This is a genomic window from Eubacterium sp. An11 (assembly GCF_002161065.1).
GTDB lineage: Bacteria > Bacillota > Clostridia > Lachnospirales > Lachnospiraceae > Anaerobutyricum > Anaerobutyricum faecale.
Map to the genome: position 1 here is coordinate 104173 of NZ_NFLV01000011.1, position 15685 is coordinate 119857.

Here is a 15685-nt window from a genome sequence, read left to right on the forward strand (position 1 = left end):
ATGGGAAAGTACAGAATATATTATGGCATCGTTTTGCTGGCGACGATTCTGCTTTTCCTGTGGACCAACACGGCGCAGGTTCTGCTGGCGCTCTGCCTGCTCGTCTTCTTTCCCTTACTCTCCGGTTTTCTGACAGCCGTCTGGGTACATACACTCTGTCTGGAACTGGCACTGCCGGTGTCCTGCTCCACGGGACAGGAAGCGGCCGTACATTTTAAGGTCACAAAAAAAGCAGGGTGGATTGCCAGACAGCTGGTGATACCAGTGACCGTATATAACCGCATGTTTGACCGGCGGGAGAAGAAATGGATGTCTGTTTATCCGGGAACCAGAAGGCAGGAAACGTTCATGATGCCGCTGCCGACTGAGCTTTGCGGAGAAATGAAGATTCGTCTGGAGGAGATTTACTGCTACGACAGTTTTCGTCTGTTTCGCGTAAAGAAGTCTTTTCATCAGGAGCAGGTCATGATGATTTATCCGGCGCTGGTTCCGGTGAATCTCATGCTCCGGCAAAGACCGAAATCCAAAGAGACGGGGGATATCTATGACGAGGATATCCGCGGTCATGACGCCACGGAAATCTTTGATCTGAGAAACTACCAGGAAGGAGACAGTATCCGTGCTGTCCACTGGAAACTGTCCACGAAACTGGAAAAGCTTCTGGTCCGGGAATTCAGCCGCCCGGCCAGTTTTGACACGATCCTGTTATTTTCGCTGGCCGGCAGAAACCGGGTGCCGGACCGGAGGATCACGCAGGTGGCTGTCCTCGCTCTGTCGGTGAGCGAAGCTTTGCTGCGGCTGGATATGGAGCATCAGGTGGGATGCATGACAGATGGGAAACTGCTGGAGATGCCAGTCTGCTCAAGAACGGACAGCATGAAGGTCAGGGACAGTATGATGGGCATGCGTTCCTCTGAGGAGCCGTCTGCGGTTATCCGGAGTTTTATGAAAATGGGACGGCAGTTTCAATATACCAAAGTTATTTTTGTGACGGCGGAGATTGACGACGCTCTTTTGAAGACCCTGGGAAGCCAGGTGAATCTCACAGTGATTCTTCCTGTGGAAAAAAAGGAAGATTATACTGACAGCAGCGGCGGGTATGAAATGCTGGCCCTCTCTGAGAGCGACCCGGATCACAGCCGGTATATTTATATTTAGAAATCATCGATCAGGAGCAGTCATATGGAAAAAGAAACAGCCGCCATGACGGCGGAGAAAGAACAGAATAAGGACAGGACAGGATGTTATGCTGCGGCAATATCCATTTTATGCAGTGGACTGCTGCTGTCCGGCGCGGCGGGCCTTCTGGGAGAACTGATCCCCTTCGGGGGAAATCTCCTCTTTCTGGCCGTGAGCGCGGGGGCGGCAGTGCTGGTGATTCTTTCCCAGCGGAAAAAGGCACTGGAAGTGATATTGCCGCTTTTTTTGCTGACAGCGGCATTTGTGCTGCTGTTTTTTCGCATGGAAGCGGTCATCCAGGGAATGCTGAGCATTGCCAATACGGTGCTGAAAAAATGGAATATGATTTTTGATACCTATCTGCCTCTCTATGGCCTCTCTTCGGACAAGCAGGAAGACCTGGCTCCAGCAGTGTGCATTCTCGGAATCCTGGTGGGCATATTTACAGGATATGGTGTATGGAGGCAGTGGCTGGGGCTTCTGACCGGTGAAGTCTTTGTGATTCTTGCGGCCGGATGTCTGCTGCAGGGCAATCCATCTTTTTATCCGGTGATTCTTCTGCTGGCAGGATGGCTGGGCGTGTGGACCGGAAGCCGGGCGGGAAACCGGCGTAATCAGAAAATTCCCCTCTGTATCTGTGTGCTGACGCTGCTGTTCGGATGGGGCGGCGGGCTCCTTTTGTCCGGTTATCAGCCAGGCCATTGGGTGGACCGGACCCGGGAACAGATAGAGACAGCGATCCATGATTTTCGTTTCGGAAAAGACTCTCTGCCAAAAGGAGATCTCCGGAGAGCCGGAAGTCTTACGGGAAAGACAGCCCGGGAAGAAGAAAAGGAAACCCTGGAACTTTCCTTTGATCAGGCACAGGAAATGCATCTGCGGGGATTTGTGGGTGCGGAATACGACGGACAGTCCTGGCGGCAGCTTCCGGGTGATGATTATACGGGACGTCAGGAAGGAATGCTTGACTGGCTGGAGAGCCGTCAGTTCCTTCCGGCTTTCGCCTGGGCGGCCTGCCAGTCGGCGGGAGGCGGCAGTGGGAATATCCCGGGGGATGGGCAGAAAGATTCTCCGGAAGATGAGGATGTTTCGGAAACGTTGGATGCCCAGACGGTGCATGTGATCAACCGGGGCGCGGACCGGCGTTATCTCTATGTGCCGGAGACCGTTGAGGCAGTGACCCGTGCGGATTATAAATGCAATCAGGACTGGCAGCTGCTTTCCCGCGGATTTTTCGGGGAAAGGGAATATCAATTTGTGAATCTTCCCGCCCGGACAGCACAGGAACTGCCCCAGGCTCCTGACTGGCTGGAAAAAGGAGAGACACCGGCGGAAGAGCAGTATATTCAGGCGGAAGGGGTATATCGTTCTTTTGTCTACCAGTATTATCTGGATGTGGATGAGACAATAAAAGAAAAAATCAATCGGTTGTTTTTCTCCGGAGAAAGCTGGAAACAGGAGGAGACCGTGAACCTCTATGACGCTACTGCGAGAATCCGCGTGATGCTGTCGGCGCTGGTAGAGTATGAGCCCCGGACGGAAGAAGTGCCGGAGGGAAAAGATTTTGTCACCTGGCTTCTGGAAGAGCACAGAGAGGGAAACGCAGTACATTTCGCCACGGCAGCCGTGCTTGCTTACCGGACGCTGGGAATTCCGGTCCGCTATGCGGAAGGATATTATGTCAGTGAAGACATGGCGGAACGCCTGCAGGCGGAAGGGGCGGATTCCTGCCAGCTGACACAGAAAAACGGCCATGCCTGGGCAGAAATTTATATTGACGGAGTGGGCTGGACTCCGGTGGAAGTAACTCCGGGTTTTTACCAGGAAGTTTACGCTCCGGAATATTATATTGATATTCGGGAAGAAGAAATCGAAAAATCAGACACCGGCGCCGCCGTGGAGGCCGACGAGATTTTGTCCGGGGCAGAAGAAAAACAGGAGAAAGGACCGCTGGCGGAGGTGCCGTGGAATGTTCTCGGAATTGTTCTGCTGATCATTTTGTCCGGCCTGGGAATTTTCCTTCTTCTGGAACTACAGAGGCTTGTGAGAATTGGAATCCGGACCGGAAAAGAGAAAAAATATCCGGAGAAACTGGCGTCGTTTACTTACGAATCCATGTGTGCCATGCTTCGCTGTGCCGGTATCCGGGAGAATTTCCGGTATCCGTATATGCTGACTGAGCAAATCTGCGGACAGTTTTCTGCCATCAAAGAAGAAGAATATATTCGTGTTATTCAGATCATCCAGAAAAATATTTTCGGAAAGAAAGAATTGTTCCCCAATGAAAGCAGAATTCTTCTGAAGTTTACGAAAAAAATGAAGACGGAATTATATGCGCAGGCTTCCTGGAAGAAAAAACTGTTGTATCGCTATATGTACTGTCATTGACTTTTGGAAAGTGAAATGCTATTCTGAAACTGAAAAAATCTGACAGACAAATAATGAGGTGAATTGATGAAGAAGAGAGTTATTACGATTGGAAGAGAGTTTGGCAGCGGCGGAAGGACCATCGGAAGACAGGTGGCGGAGAAGCTGGGCATTGCGTTTTACGACAAAGACATTATCAAAAATATTGTCAAAGAAACCGGACTGAAGGAAAAGTACGTGGAACACTATGGAGAGTTCGCGCCTTCTTCGGACCATCGTTTTGCTTATTCTTTCGTGGACCTGGAAGATGAAGAGTCCTCTCCGCTCAAGAGAATGTGGCATGCCAGGACCAGGATTATCCGCAAGTTTGCGGAAGAGACGCCATGCGTCATCGTCGGAAGCTGTGCGGATTACATTTTAAAGGACCGGGAAGACTGCCTCCGGGTGTTCCTCTATGCCGATGAGGAGACGAAAGAGGAACGCATCCGGGAGATGTACGGCGAGGTTCTCCTGAAAGAGAAGAACCGTGTGCATGACATGGATGTGAGAAGAGGACTGAATTATCAGTACTTTACCGGCCAGGAGTGGGGCAAGGCCCAGAACTATGATCTTGCGCTGAACCGGGGAAGCCTGGGCATTGAAAAATGTGTGGAGCTTATCGTGGAAGCGGCCAACTGAAATCAGAGAAACTAACAGCAGTAGAATTCAAAAAGGAGAAACATCATGAAAATTTTAGTAACCGGTGGAGCTGGATATATCGGAAGTCATACCTGTGTGGAACTGTTAAATAATGATTATGAAGTTGTGGTTGTGGATAATCTCTACAATTCCTGTGAAGAGGCTCTGCGCCGCGTGGAAAAGATTACGGGAAAGACCCTGACTTTCTACGAGGGAGATCTTTTGGACCAGGATATGCTGGAGACGGTTTTTGAAAAAGAAAGACCGGAAGCGGTGATTCATTTTGCCGGTTACAAAGCAGTGGGAGAATCCGTGGAGAAACCGATTGAATACTATCACAATAACCTTACAGGCACTCTGCTGCTCTGTGATACGATGCGTAAGTTTGACTGCAAGAAGATGGTATTCAGTTCTTCCGCAACTGTTTACGGTGATCCGGCTTTCGTGCCGATCACAGAGGATTGTCCAAAGGGCGTGATCACTAACCCATACGGACAGACGAAGTCTATGATCGAACAGATCCTCACAGATATTCAGGTGAGTGATCCGGAGTGGAATGTGACACTGCTCCGTTACTTTAACCCGATCGGTGCGCACAGCTCAGGTCTTATTGGAGAAGATCCGAAAGGTATTCCGAACAATCTGGTGCCGTATATCGCCAGAGTGGCAGTAGGCAAGCTGGAGAAGCTGGGCGTCTTCGGAGATGATTATGATACGCCGGACGGAACCGGTGTCAGAGATTACATCCATGTGGTGGATCTGGCGGCAGGACATGTACAGGCGCTGCGCCATATGAAACCGGGTGTGAGCATCTACAATCTGGGTACCGGCCACGGCTACAGCGTCCTTGATGTGGTGAAGGCTTACAGCAAGGCCTGCGGCAAGGAGATCCCTTATGAGATCAAACCGAGAAGGGCAGGAGATATCGCCACCTGTTACTCCGATCCTTCCAAGGCAAAACGGGAGCTTGGATGGGAAGCAAAATACGGTATTGAAGAAATGTGCCGGGATTCCTATCACTGGCAGTCCATGAATCCGGACGGATATCAGACCAGTCAGGAGCAGAAATAATGCGGGAGGAGCTTGTCCGTCTGCGCAGACGGATGCAGGAAGAACAGGTGGATGCCTGTCTGATCATGACCGATGATTTCCATGGTTCTGAATACGTGGGAGATTATTTTAAAAGCCGGGAATATATTTCCGGCTTTACCGGCTCTGCCGGAACCCTGCTGGTCATGAAAGATACGGCGGGACTCTGGACCGACGGACGGTATTTTCTGCAGGCGGAAGCCCAGCTTTCGGGCAGCGGCATCACCCTGTATCGTTCCGGTCAGCCGGGAGTGCCGTCGGTAAAAGAGTTTCTCAGAAAAGAAATGCAGCCGGGAGAGACTTTATGTTTTGACGGCCGCTGTGTCATGGCAAGTGCTGCCCGGGAATTGAGAGAGATTCTGGAACCGGGCGGGGTGAGCGTCCGCAGTGATCTGGATCTTGCCGGGGATATCTGGACGGACCGCCCGGCCATTTCCCGGGAGCCGGTTTGGATACTGGAGGAACAGTACGCCGGAGCCGGCGTCGGTGAAAAGATACAGGAAGTACGACGGCTTCTCAGGGCAGAGAAGGCAGACTGGTTTTTGCTGGCTGCTCTGGAAGATATCTGCTGGCTTTTGAATATAAGAGGAAATGATGTGGCATGTACGCCGGTGGTGCTTTCTTATCTGATGATGAGTCAGAAGGAAGTGCGCTGGTATGTGCAGAAAGAAGCGCTGACGGATGCCGTCAGAGAATATCTTGAGAAATCAGACGTGCAGGTGCGGGAGTACGATGCAATCTATGAGGATGTCAGTCTTCTCCCGGCAGGCGCACGTCTTCTTTATGATGAAAATCATGTAAATGATGCTCTGGTTCGCCGGATTTCTCCGGAGGTGGAGGCTTTTGACGGAGAGAATCCCACGCTGCTTCTGAAGGCAGTCAAGAATCCAGTGGAAGTGGAGAATGAGCGGGCTGCGCACGTCAGGGACGGCGTCGCGGTGACCAGATTCATTTACTGGCTCAAAAAGCACGCAGGAAAAGAACCGGTCACGGAGCTGAGCGCCGCTGTCCGGCTGGAGGAACTGCGGGAAGAGCAGGAGGATTATATCGGGCCGAGTTTCTATCCTATCTTGGCTTACGGAGAGCATGGAGCCATTGTCCACTATTCCGCCGACGAGCAGTCGGATGTGCCTCTGCGCCCGGAAGGATTTCTTCTGGCGGACACCGGAGGACATTATAAAGAGGGAACTACGGACATTACGAGAACCATCGCGCTTGGACCGCTCTCGGATGAGCAGAAGGAAATGTACACCATGGTGTTAAAGGCACATATCTGTCTGGCGAACGCGGTATTTCTTCGCGGAGCCACGGGAATGAGTCTGGATGTGCTGGCCAGAACTCCGCTGTGGGAACGGGGCTTTGATTACAATCATGGCACCGGCCACGGCGTGGGGTATCTGCTGAGTGTCCATGAGGGGCCGAACAGTTTCCGGTACCGCCCGGCCGCTTCCCGGGGTAATGACTGTGTCATGGAAGAGGGGATGATCACTTCCGACGAGCCGGGCATTTATCTGGAAGGAAAGTTCGGGATCCGGCTGGAAAATCTCCTGGTCTGTGCCAGAAAAAAGACCAACGCTTACGGCACGTTCATGGGATTTGAACCGTTGACCATGGTGCCGTTTGAGCGGGATGCGATTCTCTGGGAACAGTTATCAGAAAAGGAAATCAGCTGGCTGAACGCTTATCATAAAAAGGTCTGCGAGACCATCGCTCCGTATCTGGATGAAGAAGAGAGAAGCTGGCTGAAAGAAGTGACAAAGTCCCACGGAAAGCAATGACAGGAATATACTAAATCCAGCCGCCGTCAAAGCGGATGACCTGGCCGGTGAGATATTCCGGAGCTTCGGCGATCTGACAGCAGAAAGATGCCGCCTCTTCGGGGGAAGCAAAACGTCCGGCGGGAATCTCTTCGGCCAGAGCCTGTCGCTCTTCCGCATCAAAACATTGGTTCATGACCGTGTCGATGATGCCGAAACTGATGGCGTTGACGGAGATGTGAGAGGGCGCCAGTTCCTTGGCAAGGGCTTTGGTCAGTGCGTTGACGGCTCCTTTGGATGCGGAGTATGCCGCCTCGCAGGAAGCACCCACTTCTCCCCATACGGAGGAAATATTCAAGATTTTGCCCTGCTGGCGGCGGACCATATGCGGGATCGCTGCCCGGCAGGTGAAAAAGACGGAGTCCAGATTGGTCTGCATAACCTGATGCCACTGGGCGGCGCTCATATCAGACAGAAGGCCGATGTGGGATATACCAGCGTTATTGATCAGAAGGTCAATGTGACCAAAGGCGTCGATGGCACGGGCGATCATTCCTTCTCCGTGTTCTTCCCGGGAAATATCCCCGAAATAAGTTTCAACCCGGGTGAATTGTTCCAGTGTGCAGGCGGCTTCCTGCAGAGCGTCCCTGTTATGGCCGCTGTTGATGACGAGATGGTAGCCCTGTCCGGCCAGCCGGATGGCGGTGGCAAGGCCGATCCCCCTGGAAGCGCCGGTGATGACTGCTGTTTTCATGATCATGTCTCCTTTCCGGATGGAAGTTTATTTTTTTGATTCCCTTGATTATAATAGGATTCATAACAATTTTCCACTTCTATTTCAGGAATTTATGTCAAAACTTGAAATAGAAATGGAAGTTTGCTATACTTAACAGATAAAATCGAATAGGAGGGCTATGATGGAAAAGCCAAGCTTGATTGTAAGATTCTTCTCCATTCTTCTAAGAATACTGGTGGTACTGGTATTGATGGTTGTGATTGCCGTCGCTTCCTTTGAGGGCGTGACCTATTATCTGACCGGAAGCTTGTATGACCTCAGAGAGTTTGCAGGGGGCAGCAATACCATAACCAATACCGGCAGCGGGGAAGTTCAGGAGACGAAGATTGACGAAACTAATATGAGGAGCACCCTCTTTTTTGTTGACAGCGCGGACAGCGGAAAAGAGTATATGGCTCTCAATATGCTGAATACGAAGAATTACGTTCTTGATATTCTTCTGATTCCGACCAACGCCCAGGTAACAGTGGGACAGAGCATCCTCAAAGAGATTCAGAAGGAGATGCCGGAAGCAAAGAATACCGTGAACCTGAGCGATGTATCCCGTGCGTTTGGCGATGAGAAATACAAGATGATTTCTTCCATTGTGGAAAATGTGACGGGACTGACGCTCAGCGGCTATGATGTGATGACGCAGGAGAATTTCACCAGTTTCCTTGATATGGCGGATGAGGTTGCCTATAAAGTGGACGATGATTTTTCCTATCGGGATGAGAAGGGTGTGCTTCAGGTGATCAAAGGCGGACAGACAGAGGTTGACAGCGAGGAGGCTGCGGCGCTTCTCACATATCTGGATGGAACGGAGACACAGGAATCCTCCCGTCTGGAGCGGACCAATGTGTATCTTCAGTCATTCTTCAGCACTCTGTTTGAAGAGAACAGCGGCAGCGCTATCTACAGAAAATATACCAGTCTGGTACAATCCAGCGTTGACAGAGACCGTTCCAATGAGGAACAGATCTTTGAGCAGCTGGACCCGGATGATATTACGATCCGTATCCTTCAGGGTTCGGAATCAGATGGCGTGTTCACAGTGGATTCTCAGATCGTACAGCTGCAGATTTCCACCCTGGCACAGCAGGCGGAGAATACGACGACTTCTTCTGACAGCAAGTCGGAAAAGGACAGCAGCAGTGAGAGCGATACACGGACCAGTACAGCGTCCGGACAGGATTCCAAAGACTATTCTATTGAACTTTATAATGCTGCTTATGTGGCCGGTCTTGCCGCTCAGTGGGAGGCATATCTGGAAGAGGAAGGATATACGATCAGTCTGGTAGATTCTTATCAGGACGAGGGACCTCTGTCCACCACACGGATCGTGGTTACGGAAGAAGGTATGGGAGAGGATCTTCTTACTTACTTCCCGGATGCAACCATTGAAGTGGATGATATTGATACCGGTGGAGATATTCAGATTTATATTGGTACAGACAGCACCGATGTTGGCGGAGCTGACGGATCTTCTTACAGCAGTACCGAAGACGGCGATGACGGGGAAGACGTCACCGATGAAGATGAGTCTGACAGCTATGACGACGAGGAAGACACCGACAGCGGCGATGAGGAGGATACTTCTAAGGAAGACAGCGGCTATGGCGGTTCCTATAATTTTGATACGGATTCCGCGGAATAATCGGTGAGAACGGACGCCGGGCTGTGATAGCGTCCGGAGTGCGGGCGGCAGTGCGGATGTATGCACGGCGGCCAGGGTGCATCTTTGTTGCAGATCATCAACTGATGCCCGGTCACAGAGTGCGGATATATGCACGGCAGCCAGGGTGCATCAGCGCCGGGTTCCGGCAGTTTTGCCGCGGCCCGGCTTCTGTGGTGCATGAAGGCAATGGTGAGAGGGAGAGAAGAAAGAACGCCTGGAAAGGACCATAGGGATGAAAGAACATTCTTCTAGAAAAGTAAATGTGCTTGGCACAGATGTGTCGGTCATGCGTGCGGAAAAAGCAGTGAATCTGACCATGGACTATATGAGGAGAAAGGGACTGGAGGTCGTCTTTTTCCATTCGGCGGAAAGCTCTCTGTATTGTCAGAATCAGCCAGGGGCAGCGGAGATCATTGGAAACTGCCAGCTGGTGCTGCCCGGCGACAGTCATGTGGAGATGGCAGTCCGTCATCAGCGCAATGACAGCGAGGACCGGAAGGGAATCGGTGAGTTTGCCGACGAATATCTGAAAAGACTGTTTGCAAAGCTGAACAGAGAGAGCAGGGAAATTTATGCGGTCATGGAAAAACAGGAGCATCTGGATTCTCTGAAGGAATATATCGGGACGTCCTATCCGGATATTTTTCAGAACGGCATTGTTTTTGATACGGAGAGCGGAGAAGATCCGGGAAAGATTGTCAATGAGATCAATGCCAATATTCCCGACATTGTGTTCCTCTGTCTGCCGGTGGAGCAGCAGATAATGTTCATCAGGGACTATGCGGCCATGATGAACACCCGGCTTTGTATCTGCATTGAGTCAGTGCAGCCTTTGATCCGGAAAGAGACGGAAAACGCCCCCCCTCTGATTCAGGCGCTTCATCTGGACGATCTCTGGTTCCGCCTGAAACGGGAATCCATCATCCGGAAAACTGTAGTCGGTTCCATTTTCAAGCAGAAAGTGCTGGAAGATGCCGGAGGGGAAGTTTCACCGGAAGCTCCCGGCCGCAGTACCGCCGCGGATGAGAGCGCGGTTTCCGGCAGCATTTCCGCAGACGCGGATGATGGCATGGTTTCCGGCAGCATTTCCGCAGATACGGATGAGGAGACAGTTTCCGGCGGTGTTTCCGCAGACGCAGATACAGAAAATAATCAGGAAAAATAGGCCGGAAAAGCGGGAAATATATAAATTGTTATCAATTTGATACAAAAAAGAGAGAGGGATTGTACATTTTTATGTATTTCCCTCTTTTTTTTTTCGATAATTTGTATTAGAATAACAAATAAGTCTTACTTTTTTATACAAAAGCACTAGAACTGAGTTCGGAGAGGAAGGAACACTATGATTTCAAATCAGATTTTGCAGGATACGATTGATGGAATTAAAGCTATTACAAGAATTGATTTATGTGTGATGGATACAGAGGGTAAGCCCCTGGCGTCTACCCTGGATGCTGTGGAGGAGTATAAGGAAGCAGTTCTCGTCTTTGCCGAGTCTCTGGCGGAGAGTCAGATGCTGCAGGGATATCAGTTTTTTAAAGTATTTGATGAGAACCAGCTGGAATATATCATACTGGTGAAGGGCGAGACAGATGACGTCTATATGATTGGAAAGATGGCAGCATTCCAGATTCAGAATCTGCTGGTGGCCTACAAGGAGAGATTTGATAAAGATAACTTTATCAAGAATCTTCTTCTGGATAACCTGCTTCTGGTGGATATCTACAATCGCGCCAAGAAGCTCCACATCGAGACCGATGTGCGCCGCTGCGTCTTTATCATTGAGACACAGAATGACAAAGATAACAATGTCTTTGAGACAGTGAGAAGCATTTTCTCCACTAAGACCAGAGATTTTATCACAGCCGTTGACGAGAAGAATATTATCCTCGTAAAAGAAGTGAAGGCTGGTGAGGGCTATAATGAGCTTCATAAGACTGCGGAAGTGATTGTGGATATGCTCAACACAGAAGCGATGACCCGGGTACATGTGGCCTACGGCACGATCGTGAACGAGATCAAAGAAGTGTCCCGTTCCTATAAGGAAGCAAAGATGGCCATGGATGTGGGCAAGATTTTCTATCCGGAAAACAGCGTGGTGGCATACAACCGTCTGGGAATCGGCCGTCTGATCTATCAGCTGCCGCTGCCGCTGTGCAAAATGTTTATCAAAGAGATATTTGAGGGACGTTCCCCGGATGAATTTGATGATGAGACTCTCATGACCATCAACAAGTTCTTTGAGAACAGTCTCAATGTATCTGAGACATCCAGACAGCTGTACATCCACAGAAATACCCTCGTGTATCGTCTGGATAAGCTGCAGAAGAGCACCAATCTGGACCTTCGTGTCTTTGAAGACGCCATCACATTCAAGATTGCCCTCATGGTAGTAAAATACATGAAATATATGGAGCGAGCTGAGTATTAATGATGGAAAGAAATAATAACGAAATGGAACCTGAAAACACTGAAAACACAGATATCGGCAGTCCCGCTGCGGAGAATCCTTCCGCCGGAGATGACGGGGACAGGAATCCCCGGTATGTCTATCCGGGACAGGAGGAGATGACGGGCAGGGATCTGGAGGATGTGACGCCGAAGAAGCCCGGGAGGTGGACCTCCCGCCTGAAAATGGCTGTGCTGCTGCTGGTGGTGGCAGTGGGAGGCTTTGTGGTCGGACAGGTTGTGCTGCTGTTTGCCGGGTCCGGAAGCGGTGTAAATAATTTCCGGGTCATGACGAAGCTTTCCATGCTGGAAGCGTATGTGGATCATTTTTTCTTAAATGATACGGACGGTGAACATCTGGAGGACTATATTTATAAAGGATATATAGCCGGACTGGATGATCCCTATGCGGCCTATTACAATGCGGAAGAATATTCGCAGCTTATGGAAGAGGATTCCGGCGAGTATGTGGGGATCGGCGTGACAGTCCGGCAGGATGCCGATACAGGATATGTCGTTGTGGAACAGGTCAATAAAAACGGACCGGCCTATAACGCAGGTGTGCAGGCCGATGATGTGATCATGGCGGTGGACGGGGAAGATACCTCGAAGCTTGGTCTGCAGGATACCGTCTCTGCCATCAAAAAGGATAAGGAACCAGTGGTTCTGACTGTCTTAAGAGACAGTGAGACCATGGAGATCACTGTAGATAAATCTCAGATTGTGATGGAGACGGTCACCTGGGAGATGAAAGAGAATAAGATTGGCTATATTGCCGTTTCCCAGTTTGTGGAGAATACATCGGAGCAGTTCAATGAGGCGCTGACCTCTCTCTCTGAAGAAGGAATGACCAGCCTGATCATTGATCTGAGAGATAACGGAGGAGGGCTTCTCACCGCCTGTCTGGATATGGTATCCAGGTTTGTTCCGGATGAGAAACTGATTGTATACACGGAAGATAAGAATGGCAGCCGGACGGAATATAACAGTGATTCTGTGGATGTGCTGGATCTGCCGGTGGTTCTTCTGGTCAATGAGAATTCCGCCAGTGCTTCCGAAATCATGACAGGATGTCTGAAAGATTATGGGATTGCCACTGTGGTGGGAGAGACCACTTACGGCAAGGGAATTGTACAGAATATCATGCCTCTGCCGGATGGCTCCGCCGTTAAGATGACTGTTTCCAAGTATTATACGCCGCTGGGCAATGATATCCACGAGGTGGGCATCACCCCGGATATCACGGTGGAGATGAGTGATGAGGAATGGGCGGCAGCCCAGGATGACGAGACAAAAGACACACAGCTTCAGGAAGCGTATCGGGTGCTTTCCGGTAAGAATTAAATATCGTCTGTCAGCAGATACCCCGTTTCCTGAGAAAGTTTTTCATGTGGTCATCCACATCCTGTTCCAGGGATTTATCCAGAGAAAATGTCCGGTAGGAAATACCGGTGGTGATCATAAGATTTTCCGGTTCATAGAGGATGTTGAGGTAGATTCCCTCGATGTCCTCTTCACGGAAAGAGCAGAGGCTCTCTTTGATCAGGAAAGCAACCGTTGCCTTTGGCAGTGCCAATACAATTTTACATCCGAGAGGGAGACGTTTTCCCTTGATTATCGAAAAAGCAAAAGGGCGCACCTCTTTCCAGAGACAGTATTCCCGATCCGGCCGTTGGTCGTCGGTGTCGAAGAATGCATCATTAAGATGACCGTCGATGTGGTAAGATATTTCTTTTTTAAAAGATGCTTCCACCAGATAAAACAGGTCGAAGGTCTCTCTGGAAAGCAGGTGCGCCATAAAATTTTTTACATCAGTAATGGGAACGGAAATCATGAATATACCTCCTGTATCTGCAAAGATTTTGTCAGGACAGAGAAAGCGGAAGCGCTCTATCCTGCCTGTTATTTTATCACAGCAGATTTGCTTTGCAAACAGATTTATCATGCAGGAGAGAGCCGAATGGGGGAAGAAAAATATGAATACATTATTTGATTGTCTGAAAAAAGGAACGTCTCCGGAGCGGGTGGTTGCCTTCGCTAAGGAGTATCTCACGGAGGAAGGTTTTGAAGAACTGTATTACGATCGTCTGTTTGCGCCGAAGCTTGGCGGGCGGTACTTCATCACGCCGTTTCCTGACGTACTCTTTGCTTTTACCATGGGGCGCAAGAGGGCGTACATTCAGCCGGTGCGAATGGCCTTTGCCCATGTGGATCAGCCCTGTTTCAAAGTAAAGGCGAGACCGGAATTTCGCAGCATGGAAAGCGATATGCTGAATGTGGAGGTCTACGGAGGTATGATGGACCACACCTGGTTTGACCGCCCTCTGGGACTGGCAGGAACCGCAGCGCTCAAAGGAGAAGATATTTTCCGGCCGAAGCTGGTGACCTATGACAGTGAACGACCGGTGGCCATCATTCCCGGTATTGCCACTCATATGCAGAGGGATGCGGGTAACGGATGGAAGATTGACCGGCAGAGAGAGCTTATGCCGGTAACCGGTTTATCCGGTGCCGCCTGGACGGAGGGCTCTTTTGTGCATTTCATGGCGAAGGAGCTGGATGTGGATGATTCGGAGATTTTAAGCTATGATTTCAATCTTTATAATTACGATGAGCCGCAGCTGGTCGGCATCACAGAAGAACTGGTTTCAAGTCCGCGCCTGGACAATCTGGCTTCCGTCAGCGCTTTGCTGGAAGCGCTGGTGGAGGGAGAGCGCAGCAACGGGATAAATCTCATCGGTCTTTTCAACCACGAGGAAGTGGGAAGTTTTACCCGTTCCGGAGCAGACTCGGAACTGCTGACGGGGATTCTCAAGGGGATATTCCGTACCCTGGGCTGTGATGAGGAAATGTTCCGGGCATCCATGGCAGACAGCGTGTATCTCTCTGTAGATGGAGCCCACGGCGCGCATCCGAATTATCCGGACCGCTGTGATACCACCACCCGGGCTTATGTGGGCAAGGGAGTTGCCATCAAGGCCAGCGGAACATTCAAATACGCCACTGACGCGGCAGTGCAGGCCATCCTGCTGGGATTGTCCGAGAAATATGACGTTCCCCTGCAGATCATCAACGACCGGAACAATATCCGCGGTGGCAGCACCTTAGGGCCTATGATCGGCTCCCACATCCCGATGCGGGGCTGCGATATCGGCATCCCTATGTGGGCCATGCACTCCGCCCGGGAGACCATGGCGCTTTCTGACTATGAAGCCCTCTGTCAGATTGTGACGGCGTTTTTTGTGAATTGAGATTTGTAAAGATGGCAACAGCTATCCGCTCAGACAGACAATGACGTGAGAACCCATACGGATTCGCCCGGCTCGACCCTCAGTCGGACTGACCAGGGATATCGTTGTAAAATGACTATATCCGTCCTCCTTCACAGCTCGCGGTCGAAAGCCGTATGTGTCCAAAACGTCATCTGCCTGTTGAAAAGCCTTTGTTCCACTTTTACAAAAATCTTGTGCTACGTTGGCAAAACAGCAGGTTATGATTACAGACGAATCAGCGGATGCCAAAATTTACAGTCGTGTCTGTCTGGCATGAACCAGCAGAGCAAGCTGCACAGGCAGCGCTTTTGTCGGTTTGAATCGTAAATCTCTATGCACGCAGACTGCATTTGGAGAAGACGAGGTATTGATATGGTTTGACGACGACTGTGAGCGCAGGCGTCTGATTTATATTGACGAAATACAGCCAGGTACCAGTCTG

The 15685-nt window shown here is 50.4% G+C and carries 12 protein-coding genes; 10 read left to right on the forward strand and 2 right to left on the reverse strand.

All coding sequences use genetic code 11. The features are described from left to right. From B5E53_RS10325 to B5E53_RS10345, 5 genes are all read left to right on the forward strand, one after another. A complete protein-coding gene (locus tag B5E53_RS10325; RefSeq protein WP_087314710.1) occupies positions 1-1158 on the forward strand; it encodes a DUF58 domain-containing protein in 1158 nt (385 codons plus the stop codon). Between the two features lie 24 nt (positions 1159-1182). Continuing rightward, a complete protein-coding gene (locus B5E53_RS10330) occupies positions 1183-3567 on the forward strand; it encodes a transglutaminase-like domain-containing protein (RefSeq protein ID WP_087314712.1) in 2385 nt (794 codons plus the stop codon). 66 nt (positions 3568-3633) lie between these two features. Beyond that, on the forward strand, positions 3634-4224 hold the full coding sequence (locus B5E53_RS10335; RefSeq protein ID WP_087314714.1) for a cytidylate kinase-like family protein: 591 nt from the start codon (positions 3634-3636) through the stop codon (positions 4222-4224). 45 nt (positions 4225-4269) lie between these two features. Then, positions 4270-5295, forward strand: coding sequence for a UDP-glucose 4-epimerase GalE (gene galE, locus B5E53_RS10340; RefSeq protein WP_087314741.1), 1026 nt, complete (start codon positions 4270-4272; stop codon positions 5293-5295). Beyond that, positions 5295-7091 carry an aminopeptidase P family protein gene (locus tag B5E53_RS10345; protein WP_204245516.1) on the forward strand — a complete coding sequence of 599 codons (1797 nt, stop codon included), beginning with the start codon at positions 5295-5297 and terminating at the stop codon, positions 7089-7091. The genes galE and B5E53_RS10345 overlap by 1 nt, the downstream gene beginning before the upstream one ends. Before the next feature lie 10 nt (positions 7092-7101). Here B5E53_RS10345 and B5E53_RS10350 read toward each other — a convergent pair whose 3' ends face one another. Beyond that, a complete protein-coding gene (locus tag B5E53_RS10350; RefSeq protein ID WP_343215631.1) occupies positions 7102-7830 on the reverse strand; it encodes an SDR family NAD(P)-dependent oxidoreductase in 729 nt (242 codons plus the stop codon). 157 nt (positions 7831-7987) lie between these two features. On the opposite strand from B5E53_RS10350, the gene B5E53_RS10355 reads away from it, so the two are divergent. The 4 genes from B5E53_RS10355 to B5E53_RS10375 all read left to right on the forward strand — a co-directional run bounded on the left by B5E53_RS10355 (position 7988) and on the right by B5E53_RS10375 (position 13315). Further along, positions 7988-9502, forward strand: a complete 1515-nt coding sequence (locus tag B5E53_RS10355) for a LytR C-terminal domain-containing protein (RefSeq protein ID WP_162611887.1) — start codon at positions 7988-7990, stop codon at positions 9500-9502. A 253-nt stretch (positions 9503-9755) separates the two neighbouring features. After that, entirely contained in the window at positions 9756-10688 is a 933-nt protein-coding gene (locus tag B5E53_RS10365; protein ID WP_087314722.1) for a WecB/TagA/CpsF family glycosyltransferase, read from the forward strand. Positions 10689-10865: 177 nt separating this feature from the next. Then, positions 10866-11954, forward strand: a complete 1089-nt coding sequence (locus tag B5E53_RS10370; RefSeq protein ID WP_087314724.1) for a helix-turn-helix domain-containing protein — start codon at positions 10866-10868, stop codon at positions 11952-11954. Positions 11955-11977: 23 nt separating this feature from the next. Continuing rightward, positions 11978-13315 (forward strand): S41 family peptidase, encoded by a 1338-nt coding sequence (locus tag B5E53_RS10375; RefSeq protein WP_162611888.1) that lies wholly within the window; start codon positions 11978-11980, stop codon positions 13313-13315. A gap of 10 nt (positions 13316-13325) precedes the next feature. On the opposite strand, the gene B5E53_RS10380 is transcribed toward B5E53_RS10375, so the two are convergent. Next, entirely contained in the window at positions 13326-13805 is a 480-nt protein-coding gene (locus B5E53_RS10380) for a DUF5721 family protein (protein WP_140401480.1), read from the reverse strand. A gap of 142 nt (positions 13806-13947) precedes the next feature. Here B5E53_RS10380 and B5E53_RS10385 point away from each other — a divergent pair, with 142 nt between their 5' ends. Next, a complete protein-coding gene (locus tag B5E53_RS10385; RefSeq protein WP_162611889.1) occupies positions 13948-15222 on the forward strand; it encodes a M18 family aminopeptidase in 1275 nt (424 codons plus the stop codon). Positions 15223-15685 lie beyond the last annotated feature (463 nt).